Source organism: Tissierella simiarum (assembly GCF_018917865.1).
Classification (GTDB): Bacteria; Bacillota; Clostridia; order Tissierellales; family Tissierellaceae; genus Tissierella_C; species Tissierella_C simiarum.
In genome coordinates, this window is the sequence record NZ_JAHLPM010000008.1 from 25909 (window position 1) to 49353 (window position 23445).

Below are 23445 nucleotides of genomic sequence, written 5' to 3' on the forward strand. Positions count from 1 at the left end.
CCTTATTTTACAGCGATTGCTTCAATTTCACATAATACGCCCTTCGGAAGGGTCTTTACTGCTACACAACTACGTGCCGGATTTGATACGAAATATTTTGAATAAACCTCATTAAAAATTGCAAAATCTCCCATATCCGCTAGAAAGCAGGTAGTCTTAAATACTTTTTCAAATCCAGTGCCTGCCGCTTCCAGGATGGCACCTACATTTTCACAGCTTTGTTTTGCTTGTTCTGCAATTCCCTCCGCTATTTCTCCATTTTCCGGATTAACCGGAATCTGTCCGGAAGTGTAAACGATTCCGTTTACTTCATATCCCTGAGAATATGGCCCAATAGCTCCAGGAGCTTTCGTTGTTTCAAGAATTTTCATGTGTTCTTCTTCCTTTCTTTTTATTTTATTTCTTCTCTCTTTAACATCCAATCCTTACCTTCTACTAAACGTGCGATGATCATGGATGCAATGGTGTCACCTGAGGAATTGAGGCAGGTAGCTGCCGGGTCCACTAAAAATCCAATAGTAGCAATTATTGGGAATGCTTCCCCTGGAAAACCAAAGAAACTGACAATCAACATTTCTCCTACCAGACCGCCGCCTGGAACACCAGATAATACAAATGCACTTAAAATTGATACCACAATAGCCATGGCATAGGTTCCCACCCCTGTAAACGGCATTTGGAACACGCCAAACAGGAAAGCGATTTTCGTTATGGACGAAAGTACGGAACCATCCATATGCATGGTAGCTCCCATAGGCAGAACGATGTTATAGATATCCTCCGGTACTCCGATATTTTTACAGGATTCCATATTAACAGGTATGGTAGCTACAGAGCTTTGTGTGGCAAATGCAGTAACTGCAGGCTTGAAAATGTTCTGCAGCATTTTCTTTACTCCCAGCCTTCCTCCGGCAAAATATGCATAAGCCGGGTAGAAAACCACTCCATAAGCAATACACATCGGATAATAAATCAGCATCGTACGTCCATAGTCCCCAATCAGCTGAGGACCAAACTCACCAACCAGATTTGCAAAATAAGCGCCCAATCCAATAGGAGCTAGCTTCATAATCATTCCCACAATCCTCATAATGACCCTATTCAGGTTTTCTAATAACTGGCCTACAGGACTTTCTTCCCCACCGCAGGCAGATATAGCCATACCAGAAATAATAGCAAATACAATAATCGGAAGCATGTTTGCACGGCTCATAAGACCAGAAAAATCGTTAACCGTCAAAGAGTCTACAATCATGGAGCTGATGTCTGCACTCTCCTGTATCTCTGCGCTTCCCATTGTAATTGCAGTATTTGCTGCCGGCGGCCAGACATTGACAACCGTCAAAACCAAAACTGCTGCGAAACATCCAGTTACCACAAATGTCAGCACCATACTTCCTAGGATTTTACCCAGACGTTTCATGTTCAGCATACTTCCTACAGCAGTAGCTATTGAAACAAATACCATCGGAACTACGATAGTAAACATTAAATTAATAAAAATATCTCCCAAAGGCGCAAATACTGTTGCCTTTTCTCCCAAAACAACACCCAGTATAGCTCCTGTAATAATCCCCCCAAGCAAAATGAGAGGAGATCGATAATGCTTCCATAGTTTCTTCTTATCCATACCTTCTCCTTCCTAGCATTTCATAAAAACGCTATCCTTTGTATTTTATAATTTATCAACTGCCTCTTTTAACTGTTTCAATGCCTGTTCCAGTACAGGGCGTGGGCATGCCGCATTAAGTCTCATGTAGCCAGAAAGACTGCGTCCGAAGCTGCATCCTTCATTTAAGCCTAAACCAGCCTTCTGAATCATGAAGTCACGAAGTTCTTCATTGCTCATACCTAATTCCCGGCAGTCCAGCCAAACTAAATATGTAGCATCTGGAACATTGGGCTTAATTTTGGGAATGTTTTCATCAAAATATTTCTTAATAAAATCAAAGTTTTCTGAGACGTAAGCAAGCAGCTGTGTCAGCCACTCTTCGCCTTCATTGTAAGCTGCTTCCATGGCTACTGAACTGAAAGCATTGTTTCTGTGAATATCCATATTCATCCAGAAACTGTCAAACTTCTGTTTCATCTGTTCATCTGGAAAGATAGTTGTAGAAGCTTGAAGACCTGCTAGGTTGAAAGTTTTAGTTGCAGATACACAGGTAATGACTTTTTCTGCAATTTTTTTGGAAAGTGTTGCTGTAGGTGTATGCTTCTTTCCATGGAAGATCAGATCTGAGTGTATTTCGTCTGACACTAGAAGCACATCATTTGCAATACAGATTTCTGCCATCCGTTTTAATTCCTCCTGCTCCCATACAATGCCAAGGGGATTATGAGGATTACACAGAAGAAAAATCTTACACTCCTTTGCCTTTTTTTCAAAGTCCTCAAAATCAATATACCATTTTCCATTTTTTTCTACCAACTGGTTTTCTACCACTACTCGTTTCCAAGCCTCTGTGACATCATAAAACTCTGAATAAACCGGGGTTTGAATCAAAATTTTGTCGCCTGTGTGGCTGAAAATTTTAACAATCGCCGACATTGCAGGAACAACTCCTAAGCTCCAGCTCATCAGGGATACATCAACATCCCATTGATTCCGCCTTTTTTCCCATTCCTGTACGGCCTTAAAGTAGCTGTCTGGCCTGGAAGTATAACCCCAGATGCCTTCCTCGACTTTCCTTTTGCAAGCATCGATGATTGGCTGAGCAGTTCTGAAATCCATATCCGCAATCCACAAAGGAATCACTTCACTTGTACCGAATTTTTCCATCCGTTCATCATACTTTGCAGCGCGATTATTGCTGCGGTCAATGATTTCATCAAAATCATATTTCATAATAAATCTTCCTTTCCTTACTGTCCTTGTTGTTTGCAGTTGATACTCAAATATAATGAGCAAAAACCATGCCAAAAATTTTTTTGGCATTTTTAAAAAAAATTTATATTTTTTCACCTTTACAGTTTGTTTTAATTGGTCTATTTGGTTATATATATGGTTAATCTGTTTTATCTGACCATTTTAACCATATTCTTTGCTCATTTTACCTTTCTTTCCTATTTCAATCCCCTCCTTTTCTCTGATTCAAAAATTGGCATATTTTTTGCTCTATATAAAAAGTAAAAAACAAACCCTGAAAGGAGATTTTCCCAATGCTAACAAAAGAAAATTTATTAGTCTTATTAAAGCAGGAGGTTGTTCCTGCCCTTGGATGTACCGAACCTGTCTGTGTAGCCCTGGCTGCAGCAGACGCTTATCATGCTATAGAAGGCAAAATTGTTTCTATTAAAATAGAGGTAAATCCTGGAGTCTATAAAAATGGAATGTCTGTAGGAATCCCCGGCTTTGACCGCGTAGGCCTTAAATATGCAGCCTCACTAGGAGCAATCATGGGAAATCCTGAAAAGAAGCTGGAGCTTTTAGAGGACATCACACCAGAGGTAAGCCAAAAAGCCATAAAAATTGTAGAAGACAGCCAGGTCATAGTAGTGATTAAACATGAAGAAGCCCAGTTATACGTACGAGCAGAAATCATCACTACTGCCGGAATCGGCATCAGCGAAATTCGCGGCACCCATTCCAATATCATTTTTACCAAACGAAATAATGATGTGCTTCTGCAGAAGGAATACTCTGCCGGCTCTGACGATTCCCTTCATCAGCATCTTAAGCTTATGGACATAGCTGAAATCCGTGAGTTAATTGACCAGTGCAGTGAAGAAGAGCTTTCCTTCCTGTTAGATGGCGTTGATATGAATGAAAGGCTGGCAGACTATGGTCTGGAGCATTCTCTAGGAATTGGCATCGCTTCAGCTCTGCAGGAAAAAATGACTGCAGATATTATGGGAGATAATTTATTCAGCCGGACTATGCTTCGCGTTGCCAGCAGCGCTGAAGGTCGTATGAGTGGCTGTCCCTACGCTGTCATGAGCAGTGCCGGCAGTGGCAATCACGGAATCACAGCCATTCTGCCTGTAACTGAAATGGCCCGTCACTTAAATTCTTCCAGAGAGCAGCTGATAAAAGCACTAGCATTTTCACACACTTTGAACGTTTATATCAAGCTTTTTACAGGCAAGCTGTCTGCCACCTGTGGCTGCGGCGTATCCGCTGCTACAGCAGCATCAGCAGCTATGGTATGGCTGATGGGCGGAAATGACCACCAGATTTCCAATGCCATTATCAACATGAGTGGAAATTTAACTGGTATGATTTGTGACGGTGGCAAAATCGGCTGTGCCTTAAAGTTGGCTACCGCAACAAATGCGGCATTAATGTGTGCTTATCTGGCTATGTCTGACGTAGCACTACAGCCATCAGATGGAATCTGCGATGTAACAGCAGAACAAGTTATCCGAAACATGGGACAAGTCAGCAATCCTGGCATGGTTGAAACAGACCAAACCATTCTCTCTATCATGATAAAGAAAGATCAGAGAGAGTAAGCTTTACCCTGTAAGATAGACACAGAAAAGAGGCTGTGTTTGAACTGAACCCGATTAGGTAGACTTGATAAATAGCCTATTTGCTCAGGTTCAGTTTTTCATATTCTAAAGGAGATAAATATCCAAGGGAAGAATGCCTTCTCTTCCTATTATAAAAAGAGATGACAAAGTAAAAAATGAGCTATCTCAAAAGGTGATTAAATAAATCACTTTGAGATAGCCTATTAATAAACCCGGCTTAATACAGCAAGAATCTTATTTATAATATTTATTATTATCATAACTTATGTCTATTTTTGTTCATGTGAAGTCAATTCTACTATATATTCTCCAATTACACCACTAAGAATAACATCTGGACAATTAATCCCTGCTTTCTACAAAACTTGTACCGCAAATTCTCTAAAAACAAAGCCAATATATATCAGATTTTTCTATTAAGCTTTTGTATCATATAAATATATCTCAAATACACTTAATATGATACAACTATTCTTCATATTTTTTTAACACAATTCTAAAAACTCCTGCTAATGTTGCTGAATTTAGATAGGGATGTCCATAATGAAATGCTGTTTTCTGTAGCTGTTCTATAACTATCTTCTTAAACTTATTAATATCATCTATATTTCTTGCTTTACATTCCTCTTCCAACTATTAGGTAATATTTTCGCCTATGGTAATCTACACTAGCATAGAAATTTACTCCTATTAGTAGGAAAGATACAACTCGATTTATAGAATTGAGATTAAGTAATTCTAAAATAAAGAACGATTTTATTAAAACTAAATTCTTAAATACTTTAATTATTTATCTTAAAATACGTTAAATGGACTTAAAGAAAAAAGAGCCAGAGAAAAAGCCTCTGCTCCTACGGATTTTATCACCATAACATCAAAATTTTAAGTGGTATATCCTTATCTAATAAATCCTTAGTCAACATACCTTCTTATTGATAAAATAAAATAATTATTTGCCTCCTACTCAATTTTTAAATATATCTATAAATTCTTCTGGTGAGCCTGCATTTATTAAGTTATTTACCTTTTCTTCTGAAGAAAGCTTTATGGCTATTTCCGATAATATCTCTAGATGATCTCCATCTAAACCAGCTATTCCTATAATAACGTTTACATCATTTCCACTATAGTCTATGCTATCTCTAAAATGTAATATAACTATTCCAGATTTCTTAACATACTTCTTACCCTCTAATGTTCCATGAGGAATAGCTACCTTATTTCCTATATATGTTTGATCCGTCTTCTCTTTTTCCAACATAGAATCTATATACTCTGGATCTATTAATCCATGTTCTAATAATTTCTCTCCTGCTAGTTTAATAGCCTCTTTCTTTTTCATCTTAGGTAAATCAAAATATAAAATATCCTTGTCTATATTCATTACTTAACTTCTCCCTTCTTAAGATCTTCTATAAGAATATCATAAGCTGGATCATTTAAAAAGGATTCTACTGTTCTAATTTTTGCCTTTGGTAAGTTCTTCCTAGCTCTATCATATAAATTTTTATGACAAACTATTAATTTTATTCCTTCTGGTACATTATCTATTGCATAATTTTCTACTTTTATATTCAAACCTATTTCTTTTATCTTATTTCTTAAAATACCTGCTCCCATAGCACTTGAACCTATCCCTGCATCACAAGCAAACACTATAGTGTCTATATCTTTTGTTAATAATACAGAACCTTCTTTTTCTAAACCTAACATATCATTAATTTCATCACTTAGTCCCATTTCTTCATTCTCTTTTTCACTTTTATCTGCTTTTAGAAAGAAAGATGCTAATGCAAAAGAGCCTAATATACCCGCTAGTATCCCTAACATAACTTTAATAAATCCACCTTTGGGTAACATTACCAAAAATGATACTATACTACCTGGATGAGGATATCCTGCCAACCCTGCTCCAACCAAGTTCCAAACAAAAGCCTGTGCTATACCTCCAAATATTACTGCTAAAAACATAACTGGTTTCATTAATACATATGGGAAGTAAACTTCATGAATACCTCCAATGAATTCAATCAATAATGCTGATGGTGCTGACTTTTTACTATTTCCTTTACCAAATATTGAATAAGCTAATAATATTCCTGCTCCTGGTGCTGGACTTGAAACCAACATAAAGAATATGGTCTGCCCATGTTTGACTATGTCTTGAACACCTAATGGAACGAAGATCCCTTGGTCTATAGCATTATTTAAGAATATAACTTTTGCTGGCTCTATAATAACTGCTAATAATGGCAATAACTTAGCTCTTATAATTGCATTTATCCCTGCTACAGCTACATTTGTTGCTGAATTTATTATGGGTCCTATTATTTTAAATGAAAATATAGCTAATACCATACCTAAAACTCCTATGGTGAAGTTACTGATTAACATTTCAAAACCCGATTTTACTTTACCTTCTAAAAACTCATCTATCTTCTTAATACAAAAAGCTCCCAATGGTCCTAAAATCATTGCTGCCATAAACATAGGTATATCTGAACCTACTATAGCACCCATGGTGGCAACAGCTCCCGCCACCCCTCCTCTTTGACCATGAATCATCTTACCACCTGTAAAAGCTATTAATATAGGTAGTAAAAATCTTATCATTGGCTGAACCATACTTCCTAATTCTTCATTTGGAAACCATCCAGTAGGAATAAAAAATGCTGTTATAAGTCCCCATGCTATAAAAGCCCCTATATTGGGAATAACCATTCCCGCTAAAAAACCACCAAACTTTTGTATCTTTATCTTAATGTCCATCTACCTTCCTCCTCTCCAGATTTTAATAAAATTTAAGCCATATAGTCTCCTCCATTAACATTTAATGCTTGTCCTGTTATATAGTCTGAATCCGATGTTGATAAAAACACTACTAATTTTGCTATATCTTCTACCGTTCCTATTCGATGAGCAGGAATTTTTTCTCTAAAGTAATCCATTACCTCATCTTCCTTTAAGTTTCTCTTCTTACCATAATCAGCCGCTTGTTTCTCCCACATAGGTGTATTAACTACACCTGGACAAATTGAGTTTACTTTAATTCCTTTCTTGGCAAATTCCTTAGAAAGTGATTGAGTTAACCCTATCACTCCAAACTTGCTGGCACAATATGCCTGATAATTATTTGTTCCAACTTTCCCTGATTGAGATGACATATTTATAATACTCCCGCCACCATTTTCTAACATCTGAATAATTGCTTCTTTACAACATAGAAATTGACCTTTTAAATTGATATCCATTGTAAGATCCCAAATTTCTTCAGTATGTTCTAGAAATGGAGTTATTATAGATATGCCCGCACTATTAACCCAAATATCCACTAATCCAAACTCTTTCTTAATTAAACTACCTACTTCCTTGATATTCTTCATATCTGTAACATCTAATTTATAAGCACTAGCAATGCCATCGTTTTCCTTAATAGCATTAGCTACTCTTTCTGCTCCTTCTTTATTAATATCCGTTACAGCTACCTTTGCTCCTTGTTTAGCTAATTCTAAACATATACCTTCTCCTATACCACTTCCACCACCTGTGACCACAGCTACCTTATCTTTTAGTCTCATTTTATTACCTCCTTACGACGTCACTATGTCGTGATGTCTGTTTTTATTATATTATATCTAAATATTTTGTCAAGATTTTTCTATAAATAGAAAAACCTTTACTCTAAAGTAAAGGCTTCTTATGAATAGCATATTAACTTTTATATTTTAAAATTGCACTAAACCTAGTCATATCTCCTCTATCTCTTGAAATAGAGTATTCAAAGGGCTCCTCTAAATCATTATAGGTCACGGTTTTAACTAATTGTATGGCTGTTCCTTCTTCTATCTTCAATAGCTCAGCATCTTTCCTATCTACATTTAATGCCCTAAAGGTTTTTTTAGCATAATTTATTTTCACATTGTAATCTTTCTTTAATATGGAAAATAAAGATACCTCTGAAAAATTATACTTATCCAAGTTTGGTGCTATATCGTAGGGAACATAAGTGTCTACTAATACTGATGGCTCATCTTCCACATATCTAAGTCTAATTAATCTATAAAATCTATCATACTTATCTCCAAAGATATTTTCTAATTCTCCATCTAAATCTACTATATCTATACTTAACTCCTCTGTTCTAGTTTCTAGTCCTTGTCTAAGAGCCTCATCTTCAAAGCTTCTCAATTCTTCTAATCCCCAAACATTATATTTTTTCTGTTTCTTAACAAAAGTTCCTACCCCACGTTTAATTTCTAAATAGTCTTCCCTCACCAATATATCTACTGCCTGTCTTACCGTTGTTCTACTGACATCAAATAGCTTCATTAGTTCTTTTTCAGAAGGCAATTTATACCCAACTTCATATTCTCCACTATCAATTCTAGCTATAATATAATTCTTTAATTGAGAATATAAAGGAATCTCTGAGTTCTTATCTAAACTATATTCTCTAGCCATTTTTTCACCCCAATTTTATATATACGACATCACTATGTCTACTATATAATATTACTAAATAAAGACTAATTTGTCCAAGATATTATATTTTAGATAAAGCAAAAGCATCAGAACTATATTAACCTATTTCTAGATACAAAGTATCCTCCTAATAAAAGTGTTGACTAAACCTATTAATTCATACGTCTATTAGAAGAGGTTTAGTCTATTTTGTTAAATTAAAATCGTAACTGATAATCATTAGAATAGAATTAGTATACCACATTTAATATAAATATTTATAACACAAATCAACAGCTACTTCTTTTGTTGAAGAAATATCATTATGAGTATTACTAGTTTTCATAAGCATTAAAATAAACTTTATTTTGTAAGAAACTCATTATATTTCAGACTATATTATTTTATTTTTATGCAGATAATTAGTTCTATAAAATAGTCGTTTTTTATAAAAAATTTTTCTAAATTAGTTTTAACTTCATCAAAAATGGAGAAACTCTATTATAAATAATAAGTTGAAATATGAATCATTTTATGCTAATATTAAATATGATTCTGGGAGATTATAAAGATAAAGTAAATGTCTTGATTTATTAAAGTTCAAGATATTTTTTTATTTAATATAAGAAAGTCGAAATTTAGATGATTTTAAACGCAATAATTTCAAAATCAATATTAAAATTTTGATAAAATCGTTAATGTTGCAAGTATTATCGTCTCGGCTATCATATTAACTTTCATATCTATTCTATTAGATTGTCTAATGGAAATTACTTTAAGGGAGGAACATTAAATTGCAAAGAAGTTGGAAAACTATCTTTAAATATACATTAAATTTGTTTTTAGGGGTATGTTTGGTTCTAGGCATGCTAATTTCCGAATCGGCAGCCGCTTCTAATAAAACCGAAGACAAAAAGGCTATTATATTGATATTGGACGAGGTCAGCTTAGAGGAAATGCTTAATAGTAATACTCCAAATATCGACTTGTTACTAGAAAATGGGGCTATTGGTCTTATGAATACACGGGCAAAATCAAGTTTATCCAATAGAGGAAGTACTTATCTTAGCCTAGGTATGGGCGTAAGGACTTTGGCATCAACTCAAGGCGGATTAGCCTTTGAAAGGGACAAAATGTATCCTTTATCAGACTATAACTTAGTGTCGGAATATGTTACGGTTAGTGATCTTTATAAATTATATACAGGAGAAACCCCTCCAGATGGTGAAATAATAAATGTTGCCATTGGAGATATAAAAAGGACTGCCTTAGATATTACTCCTAATAACCAGGTTGGACTTCTGGGCAAAATAGCTAAGGAAAAAGGTCTTGTAATTGGGGTTGCAGGAAATAGTGATTTAAATGCACCATCTAGAGAAGTGACTATGTTAGCTATGGATGAGAATGGTGTAATTCCTTTTGGTTCCATAGGCTCTGATTTATTAACTTCTGATGCTGATGTTTTAGGGGGAATCAAGTTAAATCAGAAAAAACTGTTAGATGAAGTAGAACGTATTTTACCAAATATCGATATATTGTTTATAGATTATGGAGATACTGCAAGGATACAGAAAACTGACCGATTAACTACAGATTCTGTTAGAGAAGAACAAAAAATTAAAGCTATTGAACGAGCTGATTCATTCTTTGGTCAAGTTATTAATAAAGTCGACCTAGAAAAAACCTTATTTATGGTCATAACTCCTAATCCTTCAAGGGAAACAGTTAAACAAGGCAACTTTGCTCTAACTCCTATCATTATATCAGGCCCTAATATTGAAAAAGGATTGGTAACATCAAATACAACTCGCAGGGAAGGATTGGTAACCAATTTTGACTTTGGACCTACTATCCTTAATTTTTTTGGCATTACTGAATATAAAAGTTTTATCGGAGAACCAATGCAAGCAGTAGGAAATGAAAATTCTATACAAACTTTGCTTAGCAATCAAACGAAATTTTTATATTTAAGAAAGTATCGCAGTGTTTTTCATTGGTCCTTTATTACTTTAATAGGTATAACTTTAGTGGGATTTTACTTGCCTCGATTTACAAAATGGAAAGGATTGCCCGATAAGGTTCTTAATCATCTGAGTTTAACAATAATGGCAGTACCTTTAACGATGATGACTATCTCGCTGCTTGGTTATAAGTCCATAATTTTGGATCTTATTTATGTCTTTGGCGGTGCATTTATTATAGCGTATATTTTAAATAAAATCTTTAACCAAAATTTATTGACTATGGCTATTTTGGGATTGGCGACCAGTATATTTCTACTGATAGATATTTATTTTGTAGAAAAGCTGATGATTATTTCTCCTTTAGGATCTGATGCTATTGCAGGCGGCAGGTTTTATGGCATAGGTAATGATTATATGGGTATATTGCTAGGTTCCACTTTATTAGGTGTTTTTTCATTATTTCATCTATATAAAATTAACAAGTCCATTATGGCTGTATTTACAACTTCTTATATGTTTTTAGTGATGATAGCCCTTAGTCCTTTCTTTGGTGCTAATATGGGCGGAACATTATCAGCTATGTTGATTACTTTATTAACTTTGCTTACAATCTTCGACAAAAAGTTTTCACTTAAAAAGATAATACTTATAGTTATGGGAGTCCTTGTGGGAATCATTGTGCTAGCAGCATTCGATGCTTCTTTTAATCCAAATCCCACTCATGGAGGAAAAGCATTGGAGTCTTTAATAACAGGCGGTTGGAGTAAATTCTTTGAGATAATTAGTTCCAAGCTAGGTCAAGTCTTTTGGAATTTAATTCACGCTTCATGGAACATTATTTTATTCTCACAAATCATTTTAACAGTTTTATTATATAGACGTAAAAATACAGTTTTAATGAAAATTCGCGAAAGTTATCCAAATTTATTTAAAGGATTTATTGTGATCTTATTAGGCGGAGTAGCTGTCTTCTCGTTTAATGATACAGGCACAATAGCCGCTGCTTTGATATTAACCTATTTATTTATACCTTTAGGAATGTTACTAAATGATGTATAATAGTATAGCATATAACACAGGGAGGAAGGCTCGACGAATAATATCCATGACTTTTTTATATTTCAACTTCCTCCTTGAGTTTCTAATTCCCTATCTTAATTCTATGATCTCTTCAACGTTCACAGCATCTCCTTTTTGCATTAATAAAAAGAGTTGAAGAAAACCTAAACGACATCATCATATTACTTTTTTCTCTTTGTACAATACTGAAACACCAAAATTAATCAATAATTTTATCAATATTCTTTGTGTCTATTGCTTCGTTCATTTTTACTAAGTTTATAATAGTAAAATTCTTCACTTTCAATCTCAATACTACTTATATAGCTAAAACCACATTTTTGAATTACTCTATTTGAAGATATATTATGTGTTAGCGCTATTGCATTTAACACCTCAATATTAGTGTTCTCAAATAAATATTTTATTAATCCTTGTACCGCCTGAGTTGTATATCCCTTGCATCTATAATTCTTTGAAATAGCATAAGCTATCTCTCTATTTGGTGATGGCAATTCATCTTTTAAACCCGAACAGCACCAGCCAATAAACTCATTAGTTTCCTTTAATATAATTCCTAAAAATAGTAATTGATCCTGAATATTAGGAACAGCTTCTAAAAACTCTTTATTACTTCTTATATGAAAATTTATTAACCATTCTTTACGCTGTTCTTTTGTTGCTTTCCAATCAGGTAAAAAATCTGTTATCTCAGGTTGCAATGTAAGGGCATACAATTCATCCAAATCTTCTAATCTAAACTCTCTTAATATTATATCCTTACAATTTATTATGAAAACATTTTTTGAAGTTATCTCTTCATAATTCATAACTTTACTTTTAGACATAATAATTATCATTCCTTTCTTATTATTTTTTGGTCTTCTTTTCTTTAAAAATATATTTGCATAAGCTCACCCCTTTCAAAAAATAAAAAGACTGTAATGAAAGTAGATTTCATTTACAGCCTTGGTAGAATTATTGCTATGTTATACATGCAAAATAGATAGACAAAATCTTATTTATTGCATAAAAAAACCATACGTTAAGTATGGCATCTGATAACATAACAAATATAAAAGTATGCAAATTAAAAGAATATAATCAAATTATTATATTTCTTTTAATAGTATAAATTTATAAAAGGTATAAATGCAAAAACTATTTCTTAACATTGATTATCTCAAAAATGTAAACTTAATAGACTTATCCAAAATACAAACTTTTAAGTATAATAATTAGAACTGCAATAAATATAAAACAGTAATAACAAACTATACATAATAAACTTGTATAATGAAGAAGTAAAAAACATTCTTAAGATTGGTATTAAATTCTATTACCTTACAATGTTTAGAATTAGTTTTCTCATATAATTGTTCTCCTATAAATATAGTAAGTATATTTTACATGATTATACTTATATTGTCAATTAAGTTATATCTATATCTTTAAGCCATTTTCATTAACTTTGGATAAAGTATCTTTTTATAGAATAGTACTAATTTGTTGGTGAAATATTTAGCTTTTCCCAGATAAACACATATACTTCATTAAGTGCTTCGGTGGCTTCCCGGAACATAGGAGCAAGTAATGGAAAACAACGGATAATAGTGATACATAAGACCTTGTGCTATTCCTGCAGCCTGAGCTATATCTTTAATACGGGTTCCTGCAAATCCTCTAACTGAAAACTGCTTGGTGCTTCTATTCGAATCATATCTTTTCGAACTTCTCTCATTTGTTGGTTTTGCTGTTCTGTTCTAGCCACTTCTTCCCCTCCATATATATTGAATACTTATTCAATATATAATATTAATTTAAACTTGTCAATAAAAAAGAGATAGCATTTTATCTATCTCTCTAAGGTTAATATTAGTATTTAATTTATATATAAAGCAACTATAAATGATATCATTACAACTCTGGGGGAAGTTACTGATTTTTTTAACTGACTGTAAAAAAATTTTCTGGATTATTGATAAAATAGGTGATTTTCGCCTCATCACCAACTCCATTATTCATTGATACCTAAACTTTGTTTTCAGATATAATCATTTTTCCATCCATTTCATAGTAAATAGTCGCCCATTTTGAATTGTTCTTTTTCATAGCTTCTGAAACAGCTATATCCATTTCTACAATTAATCAATAGGTATATTCTATACTATCTTCATTTATCATAAATATAGTTAGTTGATAATTCCCCTTTCAAACTAATTACCCTCTTTATTCTAGATATGTATCTTAAGAATTTTCTAAATAAGATTAAAGTTATTGGCTTATTTAACTTAATATAATATTCTTATTCTATTTTCTTTAGATATCTATTTAATATATTATAAGCCCTAATAATAAGCAGATAAAGGATGTAAGTATAGATAAGTAAAAGTACATTTTTGTTTTTGTATATAAAATGCTAGGATTATCTTTAAGATATTTAATATCTATAATATCACCTATATTTGCAGATAAGGACATTTTTATATTGTTCTCTGAAATATATCTTCTTCCATCTACAAAATATTCAAAAGTAGCAAGTTTCGCATTTCTATGCATCATAATCTCTGGCAAAACATACTCAATATTCACTATTCTACCCTTAGTTTCCTTTACTTTATCCCTATCTAAAAACAAACTAATTTGTACTTTAATAGCGTATATAAACGTTATAAGAGATAAGCTAAAGAAGAAAAACCTCTCAACGGTCATAAATACTCTCCTTTCAAAAATTAACCTAATATTCTTTACTATCCAAAATACTGGCAGAAGTCTTACTAGTGGATATAGAAACTAATACAAGAATTATTACACAAAAGAGTATCAAAGCTGGTAATGGAATATTTAATATATAATTTCTAATGTTTATTATAAAATCAATTCTCCTTAGTATAAAAGAGATTATAATTGGTGTTAAAAAGATAGTAACTGTACTTATCATTTGAAGTCTTATATATCCAAGTTTAAAAGTTAAGGGTATATATATCGCAAAAAATATTTCTATTGTGAAAAATGCTAACACTACATCCTCTATGCCTATTCTACCTAATTTAGTAAAATTAATTGCTGATAGTCCGATATAACCAATTGTTATTATAATAAAAGAAATTGTTATTATAAAGCTTTTCGCTATTCCTATGTTTTTATTTGATAAAGGAGTTGTCGCTAGATATATATGCCCTTTTTGTTTCATTTCCTCCATAGAAATCATATGATATATCATAAAAGTCAACATAAAGATTATAACACCATATAATAAGCTTCCTGGGGTATTTTTAGCTACTGGTATTGACGCAAATCCTAAAACTAATAACATAATCAAAATATTATTTCTAATCAAAATAAAATCTTTTTTAATTAAATTATATATTTGTTTCATTTTCTAATACCTCCGTTCTTGCTAAAAATATATCTTCCAAACTTGCTCTTTCAACAATAATTTCAGGAAATTCTTTTCTTAACTTTTCGTATTTATCTGTAATTGCACTAAATCCATAATTTGTTTTATTTACAAGTTTTAGATCATTCATATTTAATTTTTCTAATATTTTATTATTGCTTTTTATAAGTCTATATTCTTCTATTAGCTCATCCTTACTAATTTGTTCTAAAATTTTTCCATCATTAATAATTATTATTTCATCAGCAATTTGTTCTAAGTCACTTGTAATATGAGTTGAAAATAATACACTTTTACCATCTTCTTGAATATATTCATTTAGTATATTCATTAATTCTTTTCTTACTTCTGGATCCAATCCTGATGTAGGTTCGTCCATAATTAATAAATCTGCATTATGTGATAAAGCTAAGCTTAAAGCGTACTTCATTTTCATACCTTTTGAAAGAGACGATATTATTTGTTTTTCATCTAATCTAAATCTTTCTATGTAACTTTTATATTTCTTTTCGTTCCAATTAGTATAAGTTGATGAAACTAAGTTTTTCATCTGATTTAATGTTAAATTATCATAAAAATATCCATCATCTAGAACTACACCTATTCTATCTTTTATATCTCTTTTCTTTAAATTAGGATTATTAAAATAAACAATATTACCTTCATCTTTATGGACAAGTCCTAAAATAATCTTTATTAACGTAGTCTTCCCAGCACCATTTTTACCTAGGAATCCAGTAATACAATTCTCTTTTATACTTATATTGATGTTACTTAAGCTGAATGTCTTAAAATGTTTTGAAATATTACTTATCCTCAATATATCTTCCATAATTATACCTCCTCATAAACTATATCTAGCATTTTATGTAATTCTTCTATACTAATATCTAAAGTGTTTGAAAGAGTAACTAAATCAATTAACTTTTCTTCTATAAGAACCCTCTTTGTATCTTCAAGCAAATCTTTATTACCTGCAAGTACAAAGGTTCCCTTGCCAGCCTTACTAGATACAAATCCTTCTCTTTCCAACTCATCATAAACCCGTCTAACGGTTAAAATACTAACATTTAAATCTGTAGAAAAGTTTCTAATAGAAGGTAACAGTTCTCCATTCTCTAAATCGCCTTTTAAAATTGCTGATTTAATTTGTTCTTTAATCTGCTCATATAACGGCTTTTCTGAAGCATTAGATATAATGATATTTAAATTCCCCAATTTTACACCTCCAGCGTGCCTCTTGTTACATCACATTATACACATACATCACTTTTAAGTCAAGAGAAAAAATTATCGGAACCTCTATTTTATTTACTATGGTCACCTAACAAAAATTCCCTTAAACCTAAGTCTAAGGGAATAAAACATATTTCTATATTCACTTATAACGCCTTCAACATAGCTATTTCAATCTATTTTCCATCCCGTTGGTCTTACATTTGCTGCAGCTGACATACCATTCATTGCATATACTTACTGCTTATCAATCGGTGATTTTTGACCTGTATATTTGAACATTTATCAAGAATAAATTTAATTGTTTCATCACTTAGCAAATTTAGTTTTTCATCCGAAACTAACTTACCATCATCTAGTTTCTCTATATCTGTTTTGTACTTAATTACACAATTATGGACATATTTCTTTACCTTTCCAGTTACTTTAGGTAATGGTGTTTTAGTAGTACTTTTACCTGCTTTTAATTTTGACCAACATCCATTACTTAATCCATTATGAGACATATTATATCGCTTGCTACAGTTGTAACTGGCTCTGTCCAAACTTTCATTGTATAATGTTTCTCTTTCATCACCAGAAACATATTTAAAGTCCATATAATCACCTCATAATTAAAGTACCTTTGCTTTTTAAAAAAATTAAGGAATATCTACTAGGATAAATTATATATTTTTTACTATTTAATAAAAGTTCCTTCTTTTATTTCCCTAAAGGCAATATCTAATTCTTCCTTCGTGTTCATAACTATAGGACCTCCCCAAGCTATTGACTCCTTTAAAGGCTTACCTGCTATAAGTAGAAATCTTAGACTATTATTCTTAGTATTTATTTTTATAAAATCCCCTTCTCCATAAAGAACACCTGTAGCTTCTGAAATTAATTCTTCTTTTTCAGAATTAAAATTTCCTTCCCCTTCCATCACAAAGGCAAAAGCATTAAGATCAGATTCTAGGGAATAAATGAATTCTTGATTAGGTTTCAGTTCTACATCTAAGAATATTGGTTCTACATCTAATCCCTTTATAGTTCCTTCTAAATCCATATATTTCCCTGCAACTACTCTAACAGTCATACTATCATCTTTATATTCTGGTATAATCTCTTTCCTAATATCCCTATACGTTGGTTCAGTCATCTTATCTTTTTGTGGTAAGTTTACCCAAAGTTGAATCCCCAACATTCTCTCACTAGCTTTTGGCATCTCTTGATGCATTATTCCACTGCCTGCTGTCATCCATTGACAATCACCATCTAAAATAGTACCTTTACTTCCTATGCTATCCTCATGCTCTATTTCTCCTTTTACTAAATAAGTTACTGTTTCTATTCCCCTATGAGGATGCCATGGAAAGCCTTTTACATAATCCTCTGGGTTTGTAGAATTAAAAAAATCCATCATCAAAAAAGGATCAAATGCTTCTACATCATAATATCCAAATATTCTATTCAGTCTTACCCCAGCACCATCAACTGATGGCTTTCCATTAAAATATCTTCTCACTTTTCTTATATTTTCCACAATAATCCCTCCCTATTTTAATTATTTATACCCCTAAAAAAAGATAATACTTTATATATTATTTTTAATAAATCAGAATTCCAATATATTTTATTTTTCCTCACTTTAAATTTATTTAGACTATTAAATTAATTAATATCTTGCTTAGAAGTATTCCAATTACTAGTTTCTCTTTGTAATATTACCTTAAGTAAGTTTAAGAGAAAATAACCTTAAAAAATTATCATTGAAATAAAAAAACTAATATCCCTTTCAAAAAGGATATTAGTTCCTATGTTACATTTTTTACCCATCTTTTAGATTTTACTCTTGGTAATCCAATAATAGCTTTAGTAACCTCTTCTAATGATACCAATGCTACTACTAAATAAACAGGTAATTTAAATACTAATGCTCCAATAAAAGCCAATGGCACACCAACCAGCCATACAGCCCCCATCTCAATAACCAGTGAAAAAGTAGTGTCTCCTCCACCCCTTAGGACTCCAACAATTAGAGTAGAATTGAACATCTTTAGAAAGAAGAATATTCCCATGACTACTAACATCTTCTTAGAAAGATTATATAAATTAGGTTCTAAGTTTCTAAATAACTTTAAAGTTAAATCTGGAGATAAAGATAAAGTTATACCTAATACTAATCCAAATAAAGTTGCCATGGTTAAAAACTGAGTAGCATAGTTATATGCCTGTTCTTCATCGCCTGCCCCAATTTTATTTCCTACCATTACTGTACAAGCATTGGCTAGACCTCTAGATATTACCATGAAAACATTTTGAATAGTAGTTGCAATTTGTACTGCTGCAGTTGCCTCTTCACCGATTCTTGCATAGGCGATAGAATACATAACCTGACCTAAAGCCCAAAAACCTTCATTTAGTATTACTGGATATGTAGTTTTTAAATACCTATTAACAAACTCTTTGTTCCAATCAGTTAATTCCTTAATAGTTGCATTTAATGGTCCTAAGTTTGAATATGAGGCATATAGTATAAATCCTAGCTCTACAATTCTCGCTATTAATGTACCATAAGCCGCACCTTTTACCCCAAGTTCTGGAAATCCAAATTTTCCAAAGATAAGTAAATAATTAAATACTGTATTGGTTACAAAAGATATAGCACTTACTACCATTGGCATTCTTGCCTGTCCTATACTTCTTGCCGCTACACTATAGGCAAAAGCAATAGCTGTTATGATATAACTTAAAGAAACTATTCTTAAATAATCGCTTCCTAACTTCACTACTTCAGGCTCTTTGATAAAAATTTGCATAACAAATTCAGGTTTAAAAAAAGCTACTATTGTAAATATTACTCCAACTACAGAACTAAGAGTTACTGCTAATCCTAATATTCTTTTTATATTAGGTATATCATCTTTACCCCAAAATTGAGCTATAAAAATTGATGATCCACTATTAATTCCAAAAACTATTAGAAAATAAAAAAAGAATAGCTGATTTGCTAAACCTACTGCAGCTATACTGGCCTGTCCCAGACTACTAATCATTAAGGTATCCACCATGTTTAGAGAAGATGTTATTAGATTCTGCAGTGTTATAGGAAGGGCAATGGCTAACATTGCTTTTAAGAATTTTTTATCTTTCCAAAATCGCTTCATTTACTACCTCCAATAAACTATTAATCAATGCATACCTTAAATCTTAGCATATTAGCAGACCTTTGTATATAATTGCTATTTTTTAAACAAAGTTATTCTATTACAACGGCTGTTCCTGAAGCTGTAACCATTAACATATTTCCTCCTTGCCCTAATACTTCATAGTCAATATCTACACCTATTACAGCATTAGCTCCCATTTTCATAGCTCTACTTTCCATTTCTCTAATAGCTGCTTCCCTAGCTTCTATTAGTTCTCCTTCATAAGATCCAGACCTGCCTCCAAAAAAGTTGGTTAAACTAGCAGCAAAATCTTTAATAAAATCTACACCTGATATTACTTCGCCAAAAACAATTCCTTTGTACTCTATTATCTTTTTTCCTTCAATAGTTGGGGTTGTTGTGCTTATCATTTTAGAGACCTCCTTTTATTTAAATAAGAAACTTAACATAGAAATAGATTTGTTTTGAATACCTTCATAAATTATCTCTAAATCATCATTTTCTTCAGCCATTCCTAGTATATAAAGTAAAAGTAAATAATGATCCTTAGTAGGTATAGATAAGCTTCTCTCTTTCCCATAATCTATGAGGCTAGAAAATCTTCTGTCTTTCAAGCATTGAACTACTTCTTTATCAAACTCTATAGCCCAGTCATATGGTTCTGATTCCATATTTGCAACATCAGCTTTAAATAAATTATGAACAACATTCCCACTACCCAATACTAAAACATCATTTTCTCTTAAATGTTTAATCTTTTCTCCTAATTGAAAATGATATTCTACGGGCTTTGACATATCTATGCTTAGTGCTGCAACAGGAATATCTGCCTTTGGATACATATGTTTTAATATAGACCATACTCCATGATCTAATCCAACATTATTATTGCAAACAATTCCAGTGTCCTTTAATAAATGTTCTATTTCTGGATAGCCAGAACAGTTATATTGAATTTTATATAATTCTTCTGGAAAACCATAAAAATCATAAATTAAATCTGGATTCTCTGAACAAGATACATAAGTATATCCATCCGTCAGCCAATGAGCCGTTATCACCATAATAGCTTTTGGTATAGGAAGCTTTTCTCCCATATTATATATGCTTTTGGTATAAGAATTTTCTGATACTATATTCATAGGTGAACCATGACCAATAAATCCAATTGGAAATTTTTTTGACATCATTTTTTCCCCCTATTTACAATCAATATCTTTATTTTATTATAATATACCCTATAAAATACCTACTTAGACAAAAATCTAAACATAATTAAGCCTTTTAATTGATTCCCTTAACGCTTCTTCTGTCTTTGTTTCGACTACAACTGTTAGATTATTATCTTCAGCAAACTTTAGTCTTTCTTTTATAGGAACAGTTCCTTCAAAAAGAATTTGATGATCACTAATGCCATTATAATCATGTAAGTGCATATGACCTATTTTCTTAGGATTTTCTAAGTATATTTTCTCCATTCTATAATTTGACATAGCATCATGACCTACATCCCATGTAAAATATAGATTACTTATATTAGTCATTTTCTTAAAAGTTTCTTCCATGAATCTATGGACTTTCATGTTTTCTACGCAAACTGTTATTCCCAATGGATTAACTATATCTATTAAATTCATCATAGAATCTATAAATTTCTCTATAAATAATTCCTTATATTTCTCATAGACAAATATCTTTTCTTTAGGCAAAGTAAAATAAATTCCTGGATTTAAATGTAAATTTATTTTTTCTATTCCAATTTTAGAAGCCCATGTTGCTATATTATTAAATAATATAATATTTCCCTGTCTTATTTCTTCGTAAAAACAGCCAAAATCAATTTCTTCTGGAAAATGAAGAGTAAAATCTACATTATATTCTTCTTTTAATTTCAGTATTTTCTCTGGAGAGTTGTTTTCTGGCATACAATAAGGTAAATTCATATTTAATTCTATAAAATCTAATTCCAATTCCTTGCACAACATTATATTATCAATGAGATTATCTTTTTCAATTAATGTAGGCATACCTAATTTAATCGCCATTTTAATCCCCCTTATATCCATTTTATTATAAGATAAGTCAAAGGAAAATCCTTTGACTTATTGGCTTATTAATTCTATTAATTTTTCTTCTATATACTCTTTAAATAGTTTCCCTGCAATAGTTACTTTTCCTTCTTCATATAAATCTACAGTTATTTTAAAGAAGTTGATAATTAGTTTGTTTTCATCTATATTGTATTCATTTTCATGACCTGGAATAAAAACTACTTCTAGTGTTTCATATTTTGTTTCTTTTTCATTTAATTTTTCAAGTAATGAATCTAAATTTAAAGTTTTCACTGGAGATACCATCATATTCATAAACTCTAAATCTTCCAACATCCACATATTATTATTCCAGAATTTTCTTTCCTTTTTTGTAGAGTTGTTTAATAATTCTCTATTAGATATAGCACTAAGTACTTTTCTTACAGATTCACCACTAAATTCATCATCATAGATATATTTCATTTCAGGTACATCTGCTATCTCTCTTAAAAATGACTCTCCAACCTTTTCTTTTTCTGCTGTTGATTGCCAATAATACAACATCATTTCTATAATGTCCATCTTTACTTTAATTCTCTTAATCATCATTATCTCTCCTCTACTTCAGCTATATGTTTAATATATTATTCTCTATATACTATTTGAATTTAATTCCATCTTCCATAAACTCAATTATACCTTCTTTTAACAGCTTTCCAACAGCCCTTTTAAATCCACTCTTACTCATATTTAGTTCTTTCTTAATTAGTGCTGGAGGACTGTTATCATTTAGCATTAAAGTTCCACCATTTTCTTTTAGTTTATTCATAATAGTAGTTGCATCTTGATCCATTTGAACATAAGCTTTATCTCTTAAGCTAAGATTTAACCTTCCATCTTCCTTTACCTTGGTAACCCTTACTTCTACTATTTCTCCAACTTCATAAACTCCATGAAGCTCATTTTTGGGAATAAGGCTATCATATTTATCATCTACTGCTACAAAGGCTCCTATATCTCTGTGTATGCTATATATGGTCCCTTTAGCTTTATCATTTTCTTTATATGGAGCATTAGTACTAAGCAGATTTTTAACCTTCATAGTCGCACATATTCTATCACTTTTATCTATGTATACTCCTACTAAATATTCCTTACCTCTTTCAATTCTACCTACTTGTTCACTAAAAGGTAGAAATAAATCCTTTTCTAATCCCCAATCTAAGAAAGCACCTATTTTAGTAGTACTTGCTACCATTAAGTGTCCTATTTCTCCAACTGTTATTTTAGGCTTATTGGTAGTTGCTATAACTCTATCTTTAGAATCCCTATATACAAACACTTCTAAAGAATCGCCTACTTTTGCCTCTTTTGGTATTTGAGTTTTCGGAAGTAAGATATCTCCTTCTTCTATCCCCTCTTCATTTAAATAAGCACCAGGAGAAGTAAATCTTTTTATTTTTAAATTTTGTATTTCACCAAGTTTAATCATATTCCACCTTCTTCTTTTATATTTCTATACTTATTTTATCACAATAAAATAATTTTATCTCAAAATTTTTAAAAACCCTAAATTTCTTAGGGTTTTTAAAAATAATGATTATTTTAGTGGCAAGAATATAAAAAAGATTTTACCTTTTCCTAATGAGGATTTTGCCGTTTTTCTATAT

General features: G+C 31.7%; 24 protein-coding genes. 2 read left to right on the plus strand and 22 right to left on the minus strand.

The genetic code is table 11. The annotated features are described in order from the left end of the window. Positions 1–2: 2 nt before the first annotated feature. The 3 genes from KQI42_RS10185 to KQI42_RS10195 are packed head-to-tail and all read right to left on the minus strand — an operon-like array spanning position 3 to position 2845. Complete coding sequence (locus KQI42_RS10185; protein ID WP_425519768.1) at positions 3–422, minus strand: RidA family protein; 420 nt, start codon at positions 420–422, stop codon at positions 3–5. Then, positions 392–1630: a dicarboxylate/amino acid:cation symporter gene (locus KQI42_RS10190; protein ID WP_216519469.1), complete on the minus strand. Its 1239-nt coding sequence runs from the start codon at positions 1628–1630 to the stop codon at positions 392–394. Before KQI42_RS10190 ends, KQI42_RS10185 begins: the two co-directional genes overlap by 31 nt. Positions 1631–1675: 45 nt before the next feature. Next, the gene (locus KQI42_RS10195; RefSeq protein WP_216519471.1) at positions 1676–2845 is read right to left on the minus strand and encodes a MalY/PatB family protein; all 1170 of its coding nucleotides are present in this window, start codon (positions 2843–2845) and stop codon (positions 1676–1678) included. Positions 2846–3159: 314 nt separating this feature from the next. On the opposite strand from KQI42_RS10195, the gene KQI42_RS10200 reads away from it, so the two are divergent. Further along, positions 3160–4452, plus strand: coding sequence for an L-cysteine desulfidase family protein (locus tag KQI42_RS10200; RefSeq protein ID WP_216519472.1), 1293 nt, complete (start codon positions 3160–3162; stop codon positions 4450–4452). Between the two features lie 489 nt (positions 4453–4941). Here the strand turns inward: KQI42_RS10200 and KQI42_RS10205 are convergent, their stop codons facing one another. From KQI42_RS10205 to KQI42_RS10225, 5 genes are all read right to left on the minus strand, one after another. Further along, positions 4942–5106 (minus strand): hypothetical protein, encoded by a 165-nt coding sequence (locus tag KQI42_RS10205; RefSeq protein ID WP_216519475.1) that lies wholly within the window; start codon positions 5104–5106, stop codon positions 4942–4944. 331 nt (positions 5107–5437) lie between these two features. Continuing rightward, positions 5438–5857: a PTS mannitol transporter subunit IIA gene (locus KQI42_RS10210; protein ID WP_216519477.1), complete on the minus strand. Its 420-nt coding sequence runs from the start codon at positions 5855–5857 to the stop codon at positions 5438–5440. Next, the gene (locus tag KQI42_RS10215; protein ID WP_216519479.1) at positions 5857–7242 is read right to left on the minus strand and encodes a PTS mannitol transporter subunit IIBC; all 1386 of its coding nucleotides are present in this window, start codon (positions 7240–7242) and stop codon (positions 5857–5859) included. The genes KQI42_RS10210 and KQI42_RS10215 overlap by 1 nt, the downstream gene beginning before the upstream one ends. Before the next feature lie 32 nt (positions 7243–7274). Then, the gene (locus KQI42_RS10220; RefSeq protein WP_216519481.1) at positions 7275–8051 is read right to left on the minus strand and encodes an SDR family NAD(P)-dependent oxidoreductase; all 777 of its coding nucleotides are present in this window, start codon (positions 8049–8051) and stop codon (positions 7275–7277) included. A gap of 133 nt (positions 8052–8184) precedes the next feature. Further along, positions 8185–8934 carry a GntR family transcriptional regulator gene (locus tag KQI42_RS10225; protein ID WP_216519482.1) on the minus strand — a complete coding sequence of 250 codons (750 nt, stop codon included), beginning with the start codon at positions 8932–8934 and terminating at the stop codon, positions 8185–8187. A gap of 794 nt (positions 8935–9728) precedes the next feature. Here KQI42_RS10225 and KQI42_RS10230 point away from each other — a divergent pair. After that, positions 9729–11957: an alkaline phosphatase family protein gene (locus KQI42_RS10230; protein ID WP_216519483.1), complete on the plus strand. Its 2229-nt coding sequence runs from the start codon at positions 9729–9731 to the stop codon at positions 11955–11957. 236 nt (positions 11958–12193) lie between these two features. On the opposite strand, the gene KQI42_RS10235 is transcribed toward KQI42_RS10230, so the two are convergent. The 14 genes from KQI42_RS10235 to KQI42_RS10300 all read right to left on the minus strand — a co-directional run bounded on the left by KQI42_RS10235 (position 12194) and on the right by KQI42_RS10300 (position 23267). Beyond that, a complete protein-coding gene (locus KQI42_RS10235) occupies positions 12194–12805 on the minus strand; it encodes a GNAT family N-acetyltransferase (protein WP_216519484.1) in 612 nt (203 codons plus the stop codon). Positions 12806–13510: 705 nt separating this feature from the next. Continuing rightward, entirely contained in the window at positions 13511–13621 is a 111-nt protein-coding gene (locus tag KQI42_RS21800) for a hypothetical protein (RefSeq protein ID WP_425519772.1), read from the minus strand. 667 nt (positions 13622–14288) lie between these two features. Next, entirely contained in the window at positions 14289–14669 is a 381-nt protein-coding gene (locus KQI42_RS10245; protein WP_216519485.1) for a hypothetical protein, read from the minus strand. A gap of 25 nt (positions 14670–14694) precedes the next feature. After that, on the minus strand, positions 14695–15336 hold the full coding sequence (locus KQI42_RS10250) for an ABC-2 transporter permease (RefSeq protein WP_216519486.1): 642 nt from the start codon (positions 15334–15336) through the stop codon (positions 14695–14697). After that, positions 15320–16189, minus strand: coding sequence for an ABC transporter ATP-binding protein (locus KQI42_RS10255; protein WP_216519487.1), 870 nt, complete (start codon positions 16187–16189; stop codon positions 15320–15322). Before KQI42_RS10255 ends, KQI42_RS10250 begins: the two co-directional genes overlap by 17 nt. 2 nt (positions 16190–16191) lie before the next feature. Beyond that, on the minus strand, positions 16192–16575 hold the full coding sequence (locus KQI42_RS10260) for a GntR family transcriptional regulator (RefSeq protein WP_216519488.1): 384 nt from the start codon (positions 16573–16575) through the stop codon (positions 16192–16194). A 242-nt stretch (positions 16576–16817) separates the two neighbouring features. Next, on the minus strand, positions 16818–17192 hold the full coding sequence (locus KQI42_RS10265) for a hypothetical protein (protein ID WP_216519489.1): 375 nt from the start codon (positions 17190–17192) through the stop codon (positions 16818–16820). An 80-nt stretch (positions 17193–17272) separates the two neighbouring features. After that, positions 17273–18115: a pirin family protein gene (locus tag KQI42_RS10270; RefSeq protein ID WP_216519490.1), complete on the minus strand. Its 843-nt coding sequence runs from the start codon at positions 18113–18115 to the stop codon at positions 17273–17275. A gap of 271 nt (positions 18116–18386) precedes the next feature. Continuing rightward, on the minus strand, positions 18387–19739 hold the full coding sequence (locus tag KQI42_RS10275; RefSeq protein ID WP_216519491.1) for an MATE family efflux transporter: 1353 nt from the start codon (positions 19737–19739) through the stop codon (positions 18387–18389). A 92-nt stretch (positions 19740–19831) separates the two neighbouring features. Beyond that, entirely contained in the window at positions 19832–20152 is a 321-nt protein-coding gene (locus tag KQI42_RS10280; RefSeq protein WP_216519492.1) for a putative heavy metal-binding protein, read from the minus strand. A 15-nt stretch (positions 20153–20167) separates the two neighbouring features. Continuing rightward, positions 20168–20929, minus strand: coding sequence for a 4,5-DOPA-extradiol-dioxygenase (gene ygiD, locus KQI42_RS10285; protein ID WP_216519493.1), 762 nt, complete (start codon positions 20927–20929; stop codon positions 20168–20170). 78 nt (positions 20930–21007) lie between these two features. Then, a complete protein-coding gene (locus tag KQI42_RS10290) occupies positions 21008–21787 on the minus strand; it encodes a sugar phosphate isomerase/epimerase family protein (protein WP_216519494.1) in 780 nt (259 codons plus the stop codon). A gap of 57 nt (positions 21788–21844) precedes the next feature. Then, a complete protein-coding gene (locus KQI42_RS10295; protein WP_216519495.1) occupies positions 21845–22381 on the minus strand; it encodes a TDE2712 family protein in 537 nt (178 codons plus the stop codon). Between the two features lie 52 nt (positions 22382–22433). Beyond that, positions 22434–23267: a CvfB family protein gene (locus KQI42_RS10300; protein ID WP_216519497.1), complete on the minus strand. Its 834-nt coding sequence runs from the start codon at positions 23265–23267 to the stop codon at positions 22434–22436. Positions 23268–23445: the final 178 nt, after the last annotated feature.